Here is an 18612-nt window from a genome sequence, read left to right on the forward strand (position 1 = left end):
GGTGGTTTCGCCCCTGCCCTGCGCAAAATCGCTCGGTCACTCCGGCGAAAGTAGAAGCCAGCGTTCGTCCTACAACCTGCACGTCAGCAGCGCGTGCCCCTCGGCCGCCAGGCTGGCAACCCGGCGCCTGACATCTCCGTGATAGATCACCGGATAGGCGCCACAGATCACATCCACGTAGTGCTGCGCATCCGCGTCGCGTCCGCTCCAGGCATATGCCGTCACGCAACGCTCCAACACCTCCAGGGAAGGCTTCGCGCGCGCTGCCGTATCGCACAACCCCGCCACGGTCGCGGCCTGTGCGCGGTCCGTCTCCACCCAGTTGCGGATGCGCAGGATGCCGGCATGCGGTGCAAACATCGAACGTCGGTCCACCTGCAAGGCCAGCGACTCCACATGACGCACATCGCGCTGCGCGTCATCAATCACCGCATAGCCCTCCTCCAGCACCCGGTAGTCACGCAAGGTCCACCCCAGCATGAACACGCCAACCGCCACCGGCAGCAGTAACCAGCGGGAACTGAAACTGACCGTCCGCAAACCCTCGTCCTGCGCGTCCGCCAGCCCGATCGCGAGAAAGAACGGAATGATGAAATAGGTGTACCAGAGTGGATACTCCACCAGGCTGTGCAGCCCGATGATCGACACAATCGCCAGGCACCACCACCGCTCCGGCGTCGGCGGCAGTCGCAATTGCCTGATGAACCACCACACGAACAAACCAACGATCACCAGCGCCGGCACCAAGCCCAGCTCCGCCGCCAGATGCAGGGGCGTGTTGTGGGCGTTCTCGCCGATGCGCACGAAAGTGGTCGGCGGCAACTTCGCTGCATGCTCGGCGGTCTGCCATGCGAACGTGCCGATGCCCGAGCCGGTAAACGGGTGCTCCAGCGCCGTCTTCAGCGCCACCTCCCAGTCGAACAGCCGCTGGCCATTCGACCCGCCCTCATCGATGCGGGAAGCCGCCGACACCACCTTGCTGCCGCTCAATACCCCGCTCGACACCAGCCCCTGCGCCAACACCGAAAGCACCGCCACCAGCAGCGCCCCGGCACGTAATCTTCGGCCCACCTCATCGCCGGCCCGCCCGACGATCCAGGCAAGCACCGGCAAAGCCAGCATGAACAGGAACACCGAGCGCGACGCCGATAGCGACGCCGCCATCGTCAGCATCGCCGCCGGCAAGACGAGCCAGCTCACCGGACGGGGCGAGCGCGCCCACAGATACAGAAGCGAGGCCAACCCCAGCCACAGAAGATTGGCGTAGTGGTTGGGCTGGGCAATGTTTCCGTACACGGCGGAATACAGCCGCGGCATCAGCCATCCCCCCCCCCCAACTCCCAGCAACTGGCAAAAACCCAACACCGCTTGCAGCAGAGCACAAACCAGCAGCGTCATTGCGCAAACAACCACGGGCCTATGTCCCGCGCCCGTCCAAGAGAGCAGCCCATGCCTTGGCAATACCCCGTCCCCGGAGCCCTTCAGAAAAAGTATCCCAGAACCTCGTAGGAAACCTCCATGGCTTGCGAAGGCAGCCCCACCCAGCCCCCACGCCAATGCCCCCAGCGCCGCATACGCCGGCCAACCACCAGCGCGGCCCGCCAGCACCAATAGAGCCAACCCGATCACCACACAGCCTAAGCCCACGACACCTGCACGCAAACGTCCTGCAAACATCACTAACCCCGCCACTACCAAAATCGCTGCCGCATTACACCACTCCTGCCAGAACACAGTCTGGGGATGGCGATGAAACGGTAAAAGCGTCGGCAAGGCCAAGGCAGCGATCAGGCACAAGCTGAGCAACGATTTCATGGGATTGGGCGGCAATAAAGAAGGGGCTGCATTGTGCCGAGAAATCCAATGCCTAACACACGATGCAAAGCCTAGCCTCGCAGCCAGCTGGTTAGAAGTTGGAAACCTCCGGGCTCAAGCGCAATAGAAGAAGTACTGCGACGCGACGATCGATGTAAAAACACACACCCGCTGACGCGTACCAAATAAACCCCGCCTTTTTGGCAGATCGTTTCCGATAAATTAACCGAGACACCAAGTTCAGCGCAAATCCATCCCTGCGCTTAAACAGGAAACAACACGCATCAGTATCAGGTTTTTAAGGCGTACGTACGGACAGGGGCCGGTCACAACAGTTTTGCTGAGATACTCTGACGGAGTCCAGCGTATTTTGACGGGCCTTATTGCGCTTGCTTCGCAAATTCCTAAGCGCTTAGGAACTCTTAAAACCTTCGGTTCAATGCCTGACGAGCCCGGATATGCTTAACACGCTCGTGGTTTGTACTGGGCATCAACGGTCGATGTACAGGACCATTGTCCTTGGTCAGTCCTAGCCAACGTATGAATGCGGCCGCTGAGCAATGCAACTGCTTCGCCATCGAACGTAAATGTCAGGCTGGCCTGCCCATCCGCCCCAAAGGTACCGGCGACCGTACCCAGATTGCTGGCACTAGCCGTAATGCCCAACTGGCCAATATCTGCCGGAACCCCTCCGCTCGTATAGATATCTTCCGTCACTGTTTTCAATGCCGAAAGCGTAGCAAAAGCAGAGGTTGCCTGCGATTTCGCCGCGTAGCCCTGATAAGCCGGCAGCGCAATTGCCGCGAGAATGCCGATGACGGCCACCACGATCATCAGCTCTATCAAGGTAAATCCGGAGTGTCTGGAAGTCATGACTTCTCCTTCTCAATCAGCAGACCAAAAAAAACCGCTGACACAGCGACAGCGGTTTTCTTTGCATCAGGGGAATGCGGAACAGAACCCGCTCCCCTGTAGGAGACTGACGTATCAGCCTTGGCAAGTCCGCGGCGCGAACTTCAGCTTATCGGCCGCCGCAAGGGTGGTCGAACAAGCCCAAACACCATTGGCGCCTCGGGTCCAGACGATATCGAAGCCGTTAACTTGCTGCGGTGCATTAATAATATCGCACGTGATCGTGCCGGTACCCGCAGACTGAGTCCCCGAGGCCGTGATGTTGCAGTTGCCCGTGGCGGTGGCCGACAGACCAATGTCAGTCTGGGCGGCGACGTCCTGACCGTTATTGAAGCGATCTTCGAAAGCAGTCTTGCCGGCAGAGATTTCGGCCAGACCCGCAGCGACCTTAGACTTTGCTTGGTACTCGGAGTAAGCCGGCAGTGCAATAGCTGCCAGAATACCGATGATGGCCACCACGATCATCAGTTCGATCAGGGTGAAGCCTTGTTGAACGCGTTTCTGCATGGTCATTTTGTATATCTCCAATGTTCAGGGTGTCGCGGATACGAGTCCGATCCGCACGCCGGACTATGAGCCAGACACATGCCATTGACGGACACCGCTCGTCGATGTCCGATCTAGTTCATCAAAAACAACACCTTACAAAACTTGAATCCATTCGTCGCTTAAGACCTTCGTAGCAAACACTGACGTTTTTCGGCAGTTGACCGTCAACGCCTGTCAGCACAGAGGGTTAACCACAGGTCCTGCGGGAAATATCTTCCTTGAAATCCCCAGCGTGTGCCTAAGCCAGCAGCGTGCGCTGGCGCCTGGCTGCAAAGAAACTGGACAGCAGCTGTCCGCATTCCTCGGCCAGCACACCGCCCTCTATCTGCGCATGGTGATTCAGACGGGTCTCGGCATAGAGGTCAAAGACGCTACCGGCCACGCCGGTCTTGGGATCCCGTGCGCCATAGACGACACGCGCGATCCGGCCATGGAAGATTGCCCCGCTGCACATGACGCAGGGCTCCAACGTGACGTAGAGCGTGGCGCTTGGCATGCGGTAGTTGCCCAATCGCTGGCCCGCGTCGCGCAGGGCCATGACTTCGGCGTGCGCAGTCGGATCGTTGCGGAAGATGGGCTGGTTACAGCCGCGGCCAATGATCTCGTCGTTCAGCACGACCACCGCGCCGACCGGCACTTCGTCGAAGCTACCGGCCTCTCTCGCAAGCGAGAGCGCTTCGCGCATGAAGAACTCGTCGCGCTCCTTCATGACGCACTGCCTTGATCGTCGTCGCCACCGCGTCGCTTCCACGCGGCGAGCGCCAGCGTTGCCAGCGCCAGCAGCAGTTCATCCAGCAGGGGAATGAAGTCCGGCACGATCAGGTTGATGACCAACAGGGCCAGCATCAGCAGGAACAACTGCGGAAAGCGCAGTCGCCGCGCGAAGCCCAATAGAGCGGCAGGCAGGAAACGCGCGATCAATCGGGAGATTGCCATCGCGCTAGGTCCTCATTCCCACTCGATGGTGGCGGGCGGCTTGCCGGAGACGTCGTAGACCACGCGGTTGATGCCACGCACCTCGTTGATGATGCGGTTGCTGACGCGGCCGAGCAGGTCGTGCGGCAGATGCGCCCAGTGTGCGGTCATGAAATCCTGCGTCTGCACGGCGCGCAACGCCACAACGTATTCATAGGTGCGGCCGTCGCCCATGACGCCAACGCTCTTCACGGGTAGGAACACAGCAAAGGCCTGGCTGGTGAGGTCGTACCAGGTCTTGCCCGAATTTTCATCGACTGTCTTCCGCAGCTCTTCGATGAAGATGGCGTCGGCACGGCGCAGCAGGTCGGCGAAGTCCTTCTTCACTTCACCAAGAATGCGGACGCCAAGGCCTGGACCCGGGAAGGGATGGCGATAGACCATGCCGGCAGGCAAGCCTAGGGCGACACCCAGTTCGCGCACTTCGTCCTTGAACAGTTCACGCAGCGGCTCCAGCAGCTTGAGGCCCAGTTGCTCGGGCAGGCCACCGACGTTGTGGTGGCTCTTGATGGTCGTGGCTTTCTTGGTCTTGGTGCCGCCACTCTCCACCACGTCAGGATAGATGGTGCCTTGCGCGAGGAACGTGGCGCCCTTGTGCCCTGATCCGCTCCGCTTGAGCTTTTCAGCCTCGGCCTTGAAGACGTCGACGAACAGGCGGCCGATGATCTTGCGTTTCTGCTCAGGATCGCTGACACCGGCCAGCTCTCCCATGAAGAGATCGGCGGCATCAACACGGATGACCTTGGCGTGCAGCTTGCCGGCAAACATCTCCATCACCAGATCGCCTTCGTTCAGCCGCAGAAGGCCGTGGTCCACAAAGACGCAGGTGAGCTGTTCGCCGATGGCACGGTGGATCAGTGCGGCAGCCACCGAGGAATCCACGCCGCCGGACAAGCCGAGGATGACCTCTTCGTCACCGACCTGCTCGCGGATTCTCGCGACGGCCTCCTCGATGTAGTTGCCCATGATCCAGTCGCCCGAGCAACCGGCAATCTCGCGCACGAAACGATTGAGCATCGCAGCGCCCTGCAGGGTGTGCGTCACCTCGGGGTGGAACTGGACGGCGTAGTAACCCTTCTCTTCGTTGGCCATGCCGGCGATCGGGCAACTGGGCGTGGAAGCCATCAGCTTGAAGCCCGGCGGCAGCGCGGTGACCTTGTCGCCGTGGCTCATCCACACCTTGAGCATGCCGTGGCCTTCCGTTGTGGCGAAGTCCTGGACGCCCTGCAGGAGCCGGGTATGTCCATGCGCACGCACCTCAGCGTAGCCGAATTCGCGCGTGTCGCTCCAGCTCACCTCGCCGCCCAGTTGCACGGCCATGGTCTGCATGCCGTAGCAGATGCCCAGCACTGGTACGCCGAGATCCCAAACGGCTTGCGGCGCGCGTAGCGCGTGGTCCTCGTAGGTCGATGCATGGCTGCCCGACAGGATGATGCCCTTGGGTGCGAAGCTACGGATGAAATCATCCGACACGTCGTTGGGATGGATCTCGCAATAGACATGCGCTTCGCGCACCCGGCGCGCGATGAGCTGGGTGACCTGGGAGCCGAAATCGAGGATGAGGATCTTGTCGTGCATGCTGTATGTCGTGCTTGGGGAATGAACCGGATGAGCCAAAAGAGAAAGGCGTCCGGAAGGGACGCCTTGATCCACTCGACGGCCGATCAATCCTGGTGGTAGTTGGGTGCTTCCTTGGTGATCTGGACGTCATGCACATGCGATTCACGCATGCCTGCCGAAGTAATCTCGACAAACTGGGCGCGCGTACGCATGGCTTCGATGGAGCCACAACCGACGTAACCCATCGATGCCCGCAGGCCGCCCATCAGTTGATGGATCACAGCAGAAACCGGGCCCTTGTAAGGCACGCGGCCTTCGATGCCTTCGGGCACCAGCTTGTCCGCATTGTTCTCGGCATCCTGGAAATAGCGGTCCGCCGCACCTTGCTGCATGGCGCCCAGGCTGCCCATGCCGCGATAGCTCTTGTAGCTGCGGCCCTGGAACAGCACGGTCTCGCCCGGCGCCTCTTCGGTGCCGGCAAACAGACCACCCAGCATCACGGCGTAGGCACCGGCGGCGATGGCCTTGGAGATGTCACCCGAATAGCGGATGCCACCGTCGGCAATGAACGGCACACCGCTGCCATCCAGCGCCTTGGCCACATTGTCGATGGCCGTGATCTGCGGCACGCCGACGCCGGCCACGATACGAGTGGTGCAGATGGAGCCAGGGCCGATGCCGACCTTCACTGCATCCGCCCCGGCTTCGACCAGCGCAAGCGCCGCGTCACCCGTGGCAATGTTGCCGCCGATGACCTCGACTTGCGGGAAGTTCTTCTTCACCCAGCTCACACGGTCGATGACGCCTTGTGAATGGCCGTGAGCAGTATCCACGACGATGACGTCGACACCAGCCTCCGCCAGCAACTCGACGCGCTCTTCGGTACCCGCACCGACACCAACCGCCGCACCGACGCGCAGGCGACCCTGTGCGTCCTTTGCGGCCAGCGGGTGCTCAGTGGATTTCAGAATGTCCTTGACCGTCACCAGACCGTACAGCTCGCCACTGCTCTTCAGCACCAGGACGCGCTCCAGGCGGTGCTTGTGCATCAGCGCCTTGGCGTCTTCCAGCGAAGTGCCTTCCGGCACGGTCACCAAGCGGTTACCCGGCGTCATGATGGCGGAAACAGGCTGGTCGAGATTGGTCTCGAACCGCAGGTCACGGTTGGTAACGATGCCCACCACCCGTCCGCCATCCACCACCGGCAGGCCGGAGATTTTGTGCTGGCGGGTCAGCGCCAGCACCTGCCGTACACTCAGCGTAGGCGGAATCGTGATCGGGTCGCGCAGTACGCCCGATTCGAAACGCTTCACGCGAGCGACTTCCTGAGCCTGCTGCTTGGCGGGAAAGTTCTTGTGGATGATGCCCATCCCGCCCTCTTGCGCCAAGGCAATCGCCAGGCGCGACTCGGTCACCGTATCCATTGCGGCGGAGACCAAGGGGATGTTCAGGGAGACGTTGCGAGTCAGCTTCGAGGCGAGGCTGACATCCTTCGGCAGCACGTCTGAATGGGCGGGAACGAGCAGGACGTCGTCAAACGTCAGGGCCTTCTGAATCAGGCGCATATCTACTATCCTTGCACGCAAAGACGCATTATACGGATCGCGCCGGCTTGCTGCAAAACCGGTGGAAAGCGTCACCTGGAGAACACATGTCCCGTAACAGCCTGACCGCTTTTGCCCTAGTCCTGTTTGCCGGCGCCACCAGCGCCCAGATCTACACCTGGAAAGACGCCAGTGGTCGCGTGCATTACGCGGACAGCCCGCCTGCGGGCGTAAACGCGCAGCCTGTACGCGGCGGCGGAACCGTCAGCACGACTGCTCCGACAAGCCAGTCAAAACCGGCCGCGACTGCTTCAAGCCCCAAGTCCTGGGCGGAGAAAGACCTTGAGTACCGGCAACGCAAGGCGGATCAAGCCGCAAGCGATGAAGCAAAGCGCAAAGCCGACGCACAGAAGGCGGAGAAATCCGCCTATTGCAACGACCTGCAGCGCAACATCACCATGCTCGACCAAGGCGGCAGGATCACGCAAGCCGGGCCGAACGGAGAACGGGACTACATGAGTGACGACGCGATCCGCGCCGAGGCTGACCGGCTCCGCGCGCAGCACGCCCGCGACTGCCGCTGATTCCCGCCAGCGTCCCAAGTCAGGCGGCGGCTTTAGGCCCGCCGCCTTTTTTCATGGCCTTGCCTTCTTCCGCCCTCCTGCGGCGAACCTCCTTCGGGTCGGCCAGCAACGGGCGATAGATTTCCACGCGATCACCATCGTGAAGGACGTCTTCGGGCCTTGCCAGCTTCCCGAACACCCCCAACTGGTTGACGCTGCCTAGTGATATCTCGGGAAACATCCGCAGCAAACCTGATGCGGACACCGCGTCCTCCGCCGTGCTGCCCAACTCCAGGTGCAAGCTCACAACCTGCTGCGCCTGCGGCGTGGCGGCATAGCTGACTTCGACGGCGATCATGCGCGGCGCGGCCATCACCCCACCTGCTGCGCGCGCTTCACGAAGGCATCGACGAAGGTGGTGGCGATGTGATGGAACACCGGTCCCACCACCTTTTCCAGCAGCTTGTTCGAGAATTCGTAGTAAAGGCGGAACTCGATCTTGCAGGCGGCTTCTCCCAACGGGATGAATCGCCACTCCCCTTCCAGATGACGGAAAGGGCCATCACGCAGGGCGATCCGCATTTCTCCGGGCGGCACCTTGGTATTGGCCGTCGTGAATTGGGATTTGATGCCGTGATAGTTGATGTGCAAGGTCGCCACCGTCAGCGTCTCCGTTCGCTCGACGACTTCTCCACCGGCACACCAGGGCAGGAACTGCGGATACGCTTCCACCCGGTCCACGAGTTCGAACATGTGCGCGGGGGTGCGCTCTATCAGCACGGTTTTTCTGACTTCGGCCATGAGCGTTTTTGCGGCAGACGGAGGCGGGCAGTTAGAATGTCCGATTCTAGCCGATGGTCCGCCAGATGGGCCCGCGCGCGACACTGACGACACAATGAGCATCATCGACAACCGCAAGGCCTTCCACGAGTACTTCATCGAAGAACGCTTCGAGGCCGGCCTTGCGCTCGAGGGCTGGGAGGTCAAGGCGATCCGAGACGGTCGCGCGCAGATCAAGGAAGCCTACGTGGTGCTGCGCGATGCCCAGGTGTATGTGATCGGCATGCATATTTCGCCGTTGCCGACCGCATCGACGCACATCAAGCCGGACCCGGTGCGCACCCGCAAGTTGCTGCTGCATGCGGAAGAAATCAGCAAGCTGATCGGCAAGGTGGAGCGTGCCGGCTTCACCCTTGTCCCGCTGGATCTGCACTACACCCGCGGCCGGGTGAAGATGGAAATCGGCCTCGCCAAGGGCAAGAAGCAGTACGACAAACGCGACACCGAGAAACAGCGGGACTGGGATCGCGAAAAGCAACGCCTCATGCGCGACAAGGTGCGCTGAGCCCTTCTGGACTCAGCGGCAGCGCGACAACCAGAACAGTCAGCTCACGGTTTGCGCATCGCGCCGACTGCGCGGGCGACAGCTTCCTGCAGATCGCCGGGCAACATCACGATCTTGCTGTTCGGCGAATGGGCCAGCTTGTCCAGGGCGTTGATGTACTTCTCGCCAAGGATGTACATCACCGGCGTCGTGTCGTCGCCCACCGCGTCCTTCACCCGACGGATCGCCTCGGCGGACGAAGCCGCCAACGCGACCTGTGCATTCGCGTCACGCTTGGCCGCTTCCAGGCGCGCCTCCGCCTCCAGGATCGCCGACTGCTTGTCACCTTCGGCACGCGTGACCATCGCCTTGCGTTCGCGCTCGGCAGCCGCCTGCATTTCCATGGCTTTCTGCATCGACTCCGAAGGCTTGATGTCCTGGATCTCCACGGACTTGATGCCGATGCCCCAGTCGATCGCTTCGTCCGCGATGCTCTCGCGCAGGCGGGCCTTGATCTTGTCGCGCGACGACAGCGCCTCGTCCAGCTCCATCTCACCGACGATGGACCGAAGCGTGGTCATCACCAGGTTGCGGATCGCCTCCTGGAAATCGGTCACGCCATACACCGCCTTCACCGGGTCGGTCACCTTGATGAAGGCCAGCGCATTGGTCAGGATCACCGCGTTGTCGCGCGTGATCACCTCCTGCTGCTGCACATCGAGAATCAGGTCCTTGGTGACGACCTTGTAGGCCACCGCGTCCAGATAGGGAATCAGGATCGACAGGCCGGGCATGATGGTGCGCTGGTAACGCCCCAGCCGCTCGACCACCCACTCCTGCCCCTGCGGCACGATGCGCACCCCCTTGGCAATCGTAATGACGACGAAGGCGGCAAACGCGATGACAACAATCAAACCTTCCATGCTGGCTCCCGGATGATGCGGATCAGGCGCCGCGCTGGCGCCGTGCTTCGAACAGACAGATACCACTGGCGACTGACACGTTGAGGCTCTCCACCGTCCCCACCATCGGAATCTTCGCGAGCTCGTCACAGGTCTCGCGCGTCAGGCGACGCATGCCGTCGCCCTCGGCCCCCAGCACCCAGGCTGTCGGCCCGCGCTGGTCGATCGCATGGATGGTCTTTTCCGCCTCGCCTGCAGCGCCGATTACCCACACCCCCGCCTCCTGCATTTCCCGCAGGCTTCGCGCCAGATTGGTCACAGTGATATAGGGCACCGTATCTGCCGCACCGCTGGCCACCTTGATGGCAGTGGCATTGAGCCCTGCCGCGCGATCCTTCGGCGCGATCACCGCGTGCGCGCCCGCCGCATCGGCCACTCGCAAGCAAGCGCCGAGGTTGTGGGGGTCCTGCACGCCGTCCAGCACCAGTAGCAAGGCCGGTTCGCTCAGGTTCTCCAGCACGTCGTCGAGCTTCAGCTCGCGGCGACGCGCATCCACCTTCGCGACCACGCCCTGGTGCCGCTGGCCACCAGCCATGCCATCCAGCCGCGCCGCATCGGAGGGAATCACCCGGACGCCGGCCGCTTCCGCACGCACCAGCAAATCGCGCGCGCGCGCATCCTGGCGCTGCGCAGCGACATGGATTTCCAGCACACCCTCGGGGTCGTTACGCAGCTTTGCTGCAACGGCATGAAAGCCATAGATGAAACGGGTTTCAGCCACGCCGTTTTGCCTTTCCGCGAGTAGCTTCGCTCGCCTTGGTCGTTCGAGGAGCGGATTTTGCCTTGCTCGCGCCTGTCTTGCTTGGCGTTCTGGCGGGCCGCTCTGCACCACCACGCGTACCTCCAGCATCGCGCAGGGCCTTCACCATGCCGTCTGCAGGCAGGCCGGCCAGTTCGCGCCAGCTCACCGGCTCTTCTTCTTTCACGGGGGGCTTCACCGCCCTGGCGGCGCGTTTTGGTGGGCTGGCATCGACGTCATTTTCGATCGGAGGCTTCGCTGCCACCTTCACCTGCTTCCCGGGCACTTTCTTCTCGCCAGCCTTTCCGGATTCTTCGCCCGGTTTTTCCTCAACCAGGCGGAAGTCGATCTTGCGACTCTCCAGATCCACTCTCACCACCTGCACGCGCACCCGGTCGGACAAGCGGAAACGCCTGCCCGTGCGCTCGCCCACCAGTTCGTGACGTGCCTCATCGAAATGGAAGTAGTCGGCACCAAGGTCGGAGATGTGCACCAGGCCTTCGACGAACAGCTCATCCAGGGTCACGAAGATGCCGAAGGAAGTCGCCGCCGAGATGCTGCCGGAGAATTCCGAGCCCACGTGATCCTGCATGTAGAAGCACTTCAACCAGGTCTGCACGTCGCGGCTGGCCTCGTCGGCACGGCGCTCGGTCATCGAACAATGGACCCCGATGGACTCCCACAGCCCTTGCTTGGCCGCCTTGCGCTGCTGCGGTTGTTCGCTCTTCCCGTCCTCGTTGCGCACCCGCTTCACACGGCGCGTGTCGGGCATCAGTTCGACGCCCTCGACCATCGGAACGTACTGCGCGCGATTGAGCACGGCCTTGATGGCGCGATGCACCAGCAGGTCCGGGTAGCGACGGATGGGCGAGGTGAAGTGCGCATACGCGTCGTAAGCGAGGCCGAAGTGGCCCACGTTGTCGGGGCTGTACATGGCCTGCTGGAGGGAGCGCAGCATCACCGTCTGGATCAATCCGAAATCCGGACGCTCACGGATCTCGTCGATGACCCTGGCAAAATCCGCAGCCTTTGGCTCCTCACCGCCGCCCAGCGTCAGGCCGAACTCGGACAGGAAGGCGCGCAGCTTCTCCAGCTTCTCCGGCGTCGGCCGCTCGTGGATACGGTACAGCGTCGGGTGTTCGTGCCTGGCAAGAAAGTCCGATGCACACACATTGGCCGCCAGCATGCACTCCTCGATGACGCGATGCGCATCGTTGCGCGACTCGGGCACGATGCGTTCGATCTTGCCGTGCTCGTTGAAGATCATGCGCGTCTCGACCGTCTCGAAATCGATGGCGCCACGTTTTGCGCGCGCCTTGAGCAGGATGCGGAACACCGCATCGAGGCTTTCAAGTTGCGGCATCAGCGCACCGATGCGCTCCTGCTCGGCAGCATCCTTGTCGTACAGCGCGGCCGCCACGCGGTTGTAGGTCAGGCGGGCATGCGAGTACATGACAGCCGGGTAGAAGCGATACTGCTTGATCTCACCGGTCGTCGAGATCGACATGTCGCAGACCATGCACAGACGGTCGACCTCCGGGTTCAGCGAGCACAGTCCGTTGGACAGCTTCTCCGGCAGCATCGGAATCACGCGACGCGGGAAATACACGGAATTGCCGCGATTCAGGCCTTCACGATCCAGCGCCGAGCCCGGCGTCACATAGTGGCTGACGTCGGCAATGGCCACCAGCAGGCGCCAACCGCGCCCCTGCTTTTCGGCGTACACGGCGTCGTCGAAATCCTTGGCCGTTTCGCCGTCAATCGTGACCAGTGGCAAGTGACGAAGGTCTTCGCGCCCCGTCAGGTCCTTCTTGCGCACGACGTCAGGCAGCTTGCGCGCCTCGGCTTTCACGTCGGCCGGAAACTCGAAAGGCAGATCGTGCTTGCGCAGCGCAATCTCGATCTCCATGCCGTCGTCGGCATAGTTGCCCAGCGTCTCCACGATGCGCCCGATCGGCTTGCTGTGCGGGCCTGGCTGCTGGGTGAGCTCGACGGTCACGACCTGACCGGGTTGCGGCCTCGTCTTGCCGCCCGGCGCCAGCAGGATGTCCTGGCTGATGCGACGGTTCTCCGGCGCCACGATCGCCACACCCTGCTCCATCACCACTCGACCGATGACGCGGGTGTTGGCGCGATCAAGCACCTCGACGATCTTGCCTTCCGGGCGTCCGCGCTGGTCCTTGCCAATCACCTGCACCAGCACGCGATCACCATGCAGGACTTCACGCATCGCCCGCGGCCCGAGGAAGATGTGGTCGCCGTCGTCTTCCGGAATCAGGAAGCCAAAGCCATCCGGATGCCCTTCGACACGACCGCGGATCAGTGCAGCTTTCTCCGGCAGGATGTAATCGCCACGCCGGTTGCGCAACAACTGGCCGGCACGCTCCATGGCAGAAAGACGGCGCGCGAAGTGCTGCTCTTCTTCGGTGGTGATGGCAAAGAAGGCGCGCAAGGCATCGAAGTCCATCGGGCGTGATTGCTCGGCCAGGACCTGCTCGATGTACTCGCGGCTGGGCAGCGGTTCGTCATATTTCTCCGACTCGCGCGCAAAGAAGGGGTCGGCACGGCGGACGGCGGGGAGTCGGGTGTTTTTCTTTTTTGATGTTGACATTCAGTATTGGTCACTTATAATGGCGGTCTTCGTTGCCCAGGTGGCGAAATTGGTAGACGCGCTAGTTTCAGGTACTAGTGCCGCAAGGTGTGGAGGTTCGAGTCCTCTCCTGGGCACCAAATTTCGCAAGGAAGCCGACCCAAAAGGTCGGCTTTTTTGTTTTCTGCTTTTCCGTTGAACAAGAACGGCGCGTTCCGGTAGCGCCGAAAACAGCGAGGCGCAAACAACACGACCGCTTTGCCGTGTTGTTTGCGCCTCGCATGGACAGATCACTGGAACGGGTGGCGCAGGACAATCGTTTCTTCGCGGTCCGGTCCGGTCGAGATCATGTCCACCGGAATCTCGCACAGTTCCTCGATACGCTTGATGTACGCACGGGCATTGGCGGGCAGGTCCTCGACACGCTTGGCGCCCACCGACGACTCCGTCCAGCCGGGCATGGTCTCGTAGATAGGCTCACACGCGCCGACGCTCTCCGACCCTACCGGCAGCAGATCCGACACGCCACCATCGACACGGTAGCCGGTGCAGATCTGCAGTTCTTCGATACCGTCCAGCACGTCGAGCTTGGTGAGGCACAGGCCGGTAACACCGTTGATCTGGATCGAGCGACGCAGCGCTGCCGCATCGAACCAGCCGCAACGACGCACGCGGCCCGTCACCGTGCCGCGCTCATGGCCGATCGTCGACAGGTGATGGCCCACGCTGCCCTCTTCCTCGATAGGCAGCTCGCTCGGGAAGGGGCCGGAACCCACGCGGGTCGTGTAGGCCTTGGTGATGCCCAGCACGTAGTGCAGCATGCCCGGGCCCACGCCTGCACCGGCACTGGCGGCACCCGCCACGCAGTTGCTGGAAGTCACGTACGGATAGGTGCCGTGATCCACGTCCAGCAGCGTGCCTTGTGCGCCCTCGAACAGCAGGTTCTCGCCACGCTTGTGCGCGACGTGCAGCGCAGCCGACACGTCGGCCACCAGCGGGCGGATACGCGGGACCAGGGCCAGTGCCTCATCCAGCGTCTGCTGGTAGTCGACCGGCTTTCCGCCCAACTGCTTTTCCAGCATGAAGTTGTGGAAGTCCATCGTCGCGCGCAGCTTTTCCGCAAAGCGCTCCGGGTGGAACAGGTCGAGTACACGCAGTGCACGGCGTGCCACCTTGTCCTCGTAGGCCGGGCCGATGCCCTTGCCGGTGGTGCCGATCTTGGCGCCACCACGGGCCTCTTCGCGCGCGAGGTCCACCGCACTGTGGAACGGTAGGATCAGCGGGCAGGCCTCGCTGATCTTCAGGCGCGAACGCACCTCGATGCCGCCCGCTTCCAGCTTGTCGATTTCGGACAGCAGATGCGAAGCGGACAACACCACACCGTTGCCGATGTAGCAGGCCACGCCGTCGCGCATGATGCCGGACGGAATCAGGTTCAGCGCGTACTTCTTGCCCTTGATGACAAGGGTATGGCCGGCATTGTGGCCGCCCTGGAAGCGCACCACGCCCTGAGCGTGATCGGTCAACCAGTCGACGACCTTGCCCTTGCCTTCGTCGCCCCACTGGGTACCGACTACGACTACGTTCTTTGCCATTCCCATCAATCTCCAAGCAGGGGCTCGACGCGCCATGCGTCGTCCCGCAAAACCAGTCGGCGGTCGCAACCCGCCTCACGCCAGGTACCTTCGTGGCCCGGCAACTCGATGACGATCACTTCGCCGTCTGCGCGCAAGGCAGCGACCGCATCGGCCAGCCCCGCATCGCCAGCCACGGGCGCGAGGATCGCGCTTGCAACCGGAGCCGTCGCGGACGATGCGCTGACCAGATCACGCAGATCCAGGCTGAAACCCGTTGCCGGCCGGGCCCGGCCGAAGGCCTGCCCCGATTCGTTATAGCGCCCGCCCAGCGCCACCGCTGCAGCCGAATTGCCGCAGTAGGCGGCGAACACCAGCCCTGTGTGGTAGTGGTAGCCACGCAGATCGGCCAGATCGAAGCTGATCGGCAGGTCGTGCAGGCGCTTGGCGAGGTGCAGCAACTCATCCAGGGCGATGCGGACATCCGGCACCGCCGAGAGCTGCTCGTAGGCTTTCACCAGGACGTCGGCGCCACCGTAGAGACTGGGCAAGGCCAGCAAGGGCGCGCGCACGGTCTCCGGCAGGTCCGCGGCGAATTCGCGCAGGGCCGGTACGTCCTTGGACTGCAGGATGTCGAACAAAAGCTCCTCGGCCGCATCGTCCAGCTCCGCCATGCGCGACAGGGCGCGGAAGATGCCGACATGTCCCAGATCGATACGCAGGCCACTCAGGCCGGCAATGTCGAGCCCACGCGCGAGCAGGCGCAGGATTTCTTCGTCCGCCTCGATGCCGGCATGGCCGTACAGCTCGGCACCGATCTGGATCGGCTCCCGGCTCGCTGTCAGCGCCCGCGGCAAGGTATGCACGACGCTACCGCAGTAACACAGGCGCGCCACGCCCCGACGATTCAGCAGGTGGGCGTCAATGCGCGTCACCTGCGGCGTGATGTCTGCACGCAGGCCCAGCGTGCGGCCGGACAACTGGTCCGCCAGCTTGAAGGTGCTGTCGGCCATGTCCTGGCCGGTACCGGAGACGAGCGAATCCAGGTGCTCCACCATCGGCGGCACGACGAGCTGATAGCCGTGAAGGCGGAACTCGTCCAGCAAGGCACGACGCAAACCCTCGACGCGCAAGGCGTCGAAAGGCAGTACATCCTCGAAATGTTCGGGCAGGGCCCAGCGCGGCAAAGCCATTGAAATCAGTGCAACAGGATGAGAAGCACCAAGCCGACGATCATGGATGTCAGCCCGATGAAGCGGACCTGACCATCCGCCATCGCGGTGATGCGTTTGAAGGTTTCGCGCCATACGCCAGGCGCGAGAAAGGGCAACAAGCCTTCGAGCACCAGCATCAGTGCGAAGGCTGTCAGCAGGTACGACAGCATTTTACTTGGTGCCCTGCGCCCCGCCGCTGCCCTTCAGATACCGGAAGAACTCGGTATTCGGCTCGACCACCAGCACGTCGTTCTTGCTGCGGAAGCTCTGCTTGTAGGCTTCCAGGCTGCGGTAGAACCGGTAGAACTCGGGGCTGCGACCGAAAGCTTCGGAATAGATGGCGGCCGCCTTGGCGTCGCCCTCACCCTTCAGCTTCTGGGCATCGCGGTAGGCCTCGGCCACGATGACCTCGCGCTGACGGTCGGCATCGGCCTTGATCTTCTCGGCTTCCGCAGAACCCGTGGAGCGCAATTCGTTGGCGACCCGCTTGCGCTCGGCTTCCATGCGGCGATAGACGGAATCGCTGACGGCATCGGGCAGATCGACACGCTTCAGACGAACATCAACGATCTGCATGCCGAAACGGCGGGCATCGTCATCAGCCTTCTTGCGCACTACATCCATGATGGCGCCGCGTTCGCCGGACACCACCTCGTGCACGGTACGGCGACCGAACTCTTCGCGCAGGCCGGAGTTCACGGTCTGTTCGAGGCGGTTACGGGCGCGCGACTCTTCGCCACTGAACGAGCGGTAGTACAAGGCCGGGTCGGCGATGCGCCACTTCACGAAGAGGTCGACCAGCACGTTCTTCTTTTCCGCGGTCTGGAAGAGCTCCGGCTCGACGGTATCCGACGTCAGGATGCGGCGGTCGTAGTAGCGGACGTTCTGGATCAACGGCCATTTGAATTTCAGGCCGGGCTCGGAAACGGTTCTCTTGATTTCACCCAGCTGGAACACGAGCGCGTACTGGCGCTGGTCCACAGTGAAGAGGGACATCGACAGCAGCACGACCACGAACAGCAGCAGGCCGACGAAAACGGGCAGACGATCACGCATCTCAGCGATCTCCCCGGTCACGGTTGCGCAGCGCTTCGCGACGATCCACCGGCTGTGGTGTCGGTGGCGGCACCGTGGCAGTGGGCTCCGGGGCGCGCGTCGCATCGGCAGCAGTTGCCGCGCCGGCCGCCTGCATGATCTTGTCCAGCGGCAGATAGAGCAGATTACCGCTGCCGCTGGTGTCGACCATGATCTTCGTCGTGTTGTTGTAGACCTGCTGCATGGTGTCCAGATACATCCGGTTGCGGGTAACTTCAGGGGCCTTGGCGTACTCGGTGTAGACCTGCTTGAAGCGGCTGCCATCACCTTCGGCCTGCGAGACGACGCGGGCCGCATAGCCCTGCGCCTCTTCCATCAGGCGCGAAGCCGTACCCTTGGCTTTGGGAATGACGTCGTTGGCATACGCTTCGCCTTCGTTCTTGAGGCGCTCGCGATCCTGACCGGCCTTCACGGCGTCGTTGAACGCTTCCTGCACCTGCTCCGGCGGCTGGGCGTTCTGCATCGTGACCTTGTTGATCTGGATGCCGATCTCATAACGGTTGAGGATTTCCTGCATCAGCACCTGGGCGTTCTTGGCGATCGCTTCGCGGCCTTCATACAGGACGAAATCCATCTTGCTCTTGCCGACGATCTCGCGCATGGCGGTTTCGGCGGCCTGCTTGACGGCGTCATCCGGGTCGCGGCTGTTGAACACGAAGGCACGGGCATCGCTCAGCGTGTACTGCACGGCGAACTGGATATTGATGATGTTCTCGTCGTCGGTGAGCATCAGCGCTTCGCGCAGATCCTTCGCACGCTCGTTGCCGCGATAACCCACCTCCACGGTGCGCACGCCGGTGACGTTCACCAGTTCATGCGTCTCGAAGGGGAACGGCAAACGCCATTGCAGACCTTCATCCGTGATTTCCTTGAACTTGCCGAAGCGCAGGACCACACCCTTCTGGCTGGCATCGACACTGTAGAAACCACTCCCCAGCCATAGCAGTACCACGACGCCGATCACCAGACCGAGGCCACCGCCAAGCTGACGCGGAGAGAAGTTGTTGTCACCGCCACCGCTGCTGCCACCGTTACCACCGGAACCACCCGGGGTCTTGCGGCCGAAAATGCCGGACAGACGACGATTCAGGTCGCGCCACACTTCTTCCAGATCAGGCGGTCCTTGATCACCGCCGCCGCGATTGCCGCCCTGGTTGTTGTTTCCCCAGCGTGGGTCGTTCAATGACATGAAGATT

19 protein-coding genes and 1 tRNA gene are annotated in these 18612 nt (G+C 62.3%); 3 read left to right on the top strand and 17 right to left on the bottom strand.

The annotated features are described in order from the left end of the window. Positions 1-69: 69 nt before the first annotated feature. The 7 genes from VVD47_RS03865 to guaB all read right to left on the bottom strand — a co-directional run bounded on the left by VVD47_RS03865 (position 70) and on the right by guaB (position 7376). Complete coding sequence (locus tag VVD47_RS03865) at positions 70-1398, bottom strand: PglL family O-oligosaccharyltransferase (RefSeq protein WP_327602082.1); 1329 nt, start codon at positions 1396-1398, stop codon at positions 70-72. A gap of 879 nt (positions 1399-2277) precedes the next feature. After that, complete coding sequence (locus tag VVD47_RS03870) at positions 2278-2688, bottom strand: pilin (protein ID WP_327602083.1); 411 nt, start codon at positions 2686-2688, stop codon at positions 2278-2280. A gap of 114 nt (positions 2689-2802) precedes the next feature. Next, positions 2803-3240: a pilin gene (locus tag VVD47_RS03875; protein ID WP_327602084.1), complete on the bottom strand. Its 438-nt coding sequence runs from the start codon at positions 3238-3240 to the stop codon at positions 2803-2805. Positions 3241-3514: 274 nt separating this feature from the next. After that, positions 3515-3985, bottom strand: coding sequence for a tRNA adenosine(34) deaminase TadA (gene tadA, locus VVD47_RS03880; RefSeq protein WP_327602085.1), 471 nt, complete (start codon positions 3983-3985; stop codon positions 3515-3517). Then, a complete protein-coding gene (locus VVD47_RS03885; RefSeq protein WP_327602086.1) occupies positions 3982-4212 on the bottom strand; it encodes a DUF6116 family protein in 231 nt (76 codons plus the stop codon). Before VVD47_RS03885 ends, tadA begins: the two co-directional genes overlap by 4 nt. 12 nt (positions 4213-4224) lie before the next feature. Then, positions 4225-5829 (bottom strand): glutamine-hydrolyzing GMP synthase, encoded by a 1605-nt coding sequence (guaA, locus tag VVD47_RS03890; protein ID WP_327602087.1) that lies wholly within the window; start codon positions 5827-5829, stop codon positions 4225-4227. Positions 5830-5915: 86 nt separating this feature from the next. After that, on the bottom strand, positions 5916-7376 hold the full coding sequence (gene guaB / locus VVD47_RS03895) for an IMP dehydrogenase (protein ID WP_327603179.1): 1461 nt from the start codon (positions 7374-7376) through the stop codon (positions 5916-5918). A gap of 86 nt (positions 7377-7462) precedes the next feature. On the opposite strand from guaB, the gene VVD47_RS03900 reads away from it, so the two are divergent. Next, entirely contained in the window at positions 7463-7939 is a 477-nt protein-coding gene (locus tag VVD47_RS03900) for a DUF4124 domain-containing protein (protein WP_327602088.1), read from the top strand. 19 nt (positions 7940-7958) lie between these two features. On the opposite strand, the gene VVD47_RS03905 is transcribed toward VVD47_RS03900, so the two are convergent. Further along, complete coding sequence (locus tag VVD47_RS03905) at positions 7959-8276, bottom strand: RnfH family protein (protein WP_327602089.1); 318 nt, start codon at positions 8274-8276, stop codon at positions 7959-7961. 14 nt (positions 8277-8290) lie between these two features. Continuing rightward, positions 8291-8719 carry a type II toxin-antitoxin system RatA family toxin gene (locus VVD47_RS03910; protein ID WP_327602090.1) on the bottom strand — a complete coding sequence of 143 codons (429 nt, stop codon included), beginning with the start codon at positions 8717-8719 and terminating at the stop codon, positions 8291-8293. Positions 8720-8813: 94 nt separating this feature from the next. On the opposite strand from VVD47_RS03910, the gene smpB reads away from it, so the two are divergent. Beyond that, positions 8814-9263: an SsrA-binding protein SmpB gene (gene smpB / locus VVD47_RS03915; protein ID WP_327602091.1), complete on the top strand. Its 450-nt coding sequence runs from the start codon at positions 8814-8816 to the stop codon at positions 9261-9263. A 44-nt stretch (positions 9264-9307) separates the two neighbouring features. On the opposite strand, the gene VVD47_RS03920 is transcribed toward smpB, so the two are convergent. Genes VVD47_RS03920 through rnr form a run of 3 tightly spaced genes read right to left on the bottom strand, consistent with a single transcriptional unit; the run spans position 9308 to position 13554 of the window. Next, the gene (locus VVD47_RS03920) at positions 9308-10165 is read right to left on the bottom strand and encodes an SPFH domain-containing protein (protein ID WP_327602092.1); all 858 of its coding nucleotides are present in this window, start codon (positions 10163-10165) and stop codon (positions 9308-9310) included. Between the two features lie 22 nt (positions 10166-10187). Beyond that, entirely contained in the window at positions 10188-10925 is a 738-nt protein-coding gene (rlmB, locus tag VVD47_RS03925; RefSeq protein ID WP_327602093.1) for a 23S rRNA (guanosine(2251)-2'-O)-methyltransferase RlmB, read from the bottom strand. Continuing rightward, positions 10918-13554, bottom strand: coding sequence for a ribonuclease R (gene rnr / locus VVD47_RS03930; protein ID WP_327602094.1), 2637 nt, complete (start codon positions 13552-13554; stop codon positions 10918-10920). The genes rlmB and rnr overlap by 8 nt, the downstream gene beginning before the upstream one ends. Positions 13555-13588: 34 nt before the next feature. On the opposite strand from rnr, the gene VVD47_RS03935 reads away from it, so the two are divergent. Then, a tRNA-Leu gene (locus VVD47_RS03935) sits at positions 13589-13673 on the top strand. A 150-nt stretch (positions 13674-13823) separates the two neighbouring features. Here the strand turns inward: VVD47_RS03935 and VVD47_RS03940 are convergent. The 5 genes from VVD47_RS03940 to hflK are packed head-to-tail and all read right to left on the bottom strand — an operon-like array spanning position 13824 to position 18605. After that, positions 13824-15128 carry an adenylosuccinate synthase gene (locus tag VVD47_RS03940; RefSeq protein ID WP_443080934.1) on the bottom strand — a complete coding sequence of 435 codons (1305 nt, stop codon included), beginning with the start codon at positions 15126-15128 and terminating at the stop codon, positions 13824-13826. A 5-nt stretch (positions 15129-15133) separates the two neighbouring features. Next, positions 15134-16300 (bottom strand): ATP phosphoribosyltransferase regulatory subunit, encoded by a 1167-nt coding sequence (locus tag VVD47_RS03945; RefSeq protein WP_327602096.1) that lies wholly within the window; start codon positions 16298-16300, stop codon positions 15134-15136. 5 nt (positions 16301-16305) lie between these two features. Continuing rightward, positions 16306-16491 carry a DUF2065 domain-containing protein gene (locus VVD47_RS03950; RefSeq protein WP_327602097.1) on the bottom strand — a complete coding sequence of 62 codons (186 nt, stop codon included), beginning with the start codon at positions 16489-16491 and terminating at the stop codon, positions 16306-16308. A gap of 1 nt (position 16492) precedes the next feature. Then, entirely contained in the window at positions 16493-17377 is an 885-nt protein-coding gene (gene hflC, locus VVD47_RS03955) for a protease modulator HflC (RefSeq protein ID WP_327602098.1), read from the bottom strand. Position 17378: 1 nt separating this feature from the next. Then, positions 17379-18605 (bottom strand): FtsH protease activity modulator HflK, encoded by a 1227-nt coding sequence (gene hflK, locus VVD47_RS03960; RefSeq protein ID WP_327602099.1) that lies wholly within the window; start codon positions 18603-18605, stop codon positions 17379-17381. Positions 18606-18612: the final 7 nt, after the last annotated feature.

The organism is Uliginosibacterium sp. H1, from assembly GCF_036017065.1.
Taxonomy (GTDB): Bacteria; Pseudomonadota; Gammaproteobacteria; order Burkholderiales; family Rhodocyclaceae; genus Uliginosibacterium.

Excerpts from the sequence above, each read along its gene's own strand:
- VVD47_RS03870 (WP_327602083.1), bottom strand. The coding sequence starts at position 2,688 with ATGACTTCCAGACACTCCGGATTTACCTTGATAGAGCTGATGATCGTG.
- tadA (WP_327602085.1), bottom strand. The coding sequence starts at position 3,985 with ATGAAGGAGCGCGACGAGTTCTTCATGCGCGAAGCGCTCTCGCTTGCG.
- rnr (WP_327602094.1), bottom strand. The coding sequence starts at position 13,554 with ATGTCAACATCAAAAAAGAAAAACACCCGACTCCCCGCCGTCCGCCGT.
- guaB (WP_327603179.1), bottom strand. The coding sequence starts at position 7,376 with ATGCGCCTGATTCAGAAGGCCCTGACGTTTGACGACGTCCTGCTCGTT.
- VVD47_RS03885 (WP_327602086.1), bottom strand. The coding sequence starts at position 4,212 with ATGGCAATCTCCCGATTGATCGCGCGTTTCCTGCCTGCCGCTCTATTG.
- VVD47_RS03945 (WP_327602096.1), bottom strand. The coding sequence starts at position 16,300 with ATGGCTTTGCCGCGCTGGGCCCTGCCCGAACATTTCGAGGATGTACTG.
- guaA (WP_327602087.1), bottom strand. The coding sequence starts at position 5,829 with ATGCACGACAAGATCCTCATCCTCGATTTCGGCTCCCAGGTCACCCAG.
- VVD47_RS03875 (WP_327602084.1), bottom strand. The coding sequence starts at position 3,240 with ATGACCATGCAGAAACGCGTTCAACAAGGCTTCACCCTGATCGAACTG.
- VVD47_RS03865 (WP_327602082.1), bottom strand. The coding sequence starts at position 1,398 with ATGACGCTGCTGGTTTGTGCTCTGCTGCAAGCGGTGTTGGGTTTTTGC.
- VVD47_RS03940 (WP_443080934.1), bottom strand. The coding sequence starts at position 15,128 with ATGGCAAAGAACGTAGTCGTAGTCGGTACCCAGTGGGGCGACGAAGGC.
- VVD47_RS03920 (WP_327602092.1), bottom strand. The coding sequence starts at position 10,165 with ATGGAAGGTTTGATTGTTGTCATCGCGTTTGCCGCCTTCGTCGTCATT.
- smpB (WP_327602091.1), top strand. The coding sequence starts at position 8,814 with ATGAGCATCATCGACAACCGCAAGGCCTTCCACGAGTACTTCATCGAA.
- VVD47_RS03900 (WP_327602088.1), top strand. The coding sequence starts at position 7,463 with ATGTCCCGTAACAGCCTGACCGCTTTTGCCCTAGTCCTGTTTGCCGGC.
- VVD47_RS03905 (WP_327602089.1), bottom strand. The coding sequence starts at position 8,276 with ATGATCGCCGTCGAAGTCAGCTATGCCGCCACGCCGCAGGCGCAGCAG.
- VVD47_RS03910 (WP_327602090.1), bottom strand. The coding sequence starts at position 8,719 with ATGGCCGAAGTCAGAAAAACCGTGCTGATAGAGCGCACCCCCGCGCAC.
- VVD47_RS03950 (WP_327602097.1), bottom strand. The coding sequence starts at position 16,491 with ATGCTGTCGTACCTGCTGACAGCCTTCGCACTGATGCTGGTGCTCGAA.
- hflC (WP_327602098.1), bottom strand. The coding sequence starts at position 17,377 with ATGCGTGATCGTCTGCCCGTTTTCGTCGGCCTGCTGCTGTTCGTGGTC.
- hflK (WP_327602099.1), bottom strand. The coding sequence starts at position 18,605 with ATGTCATTGAACGACCCACGCTGGGGAAACAACAACCAGGGCGGCAAT.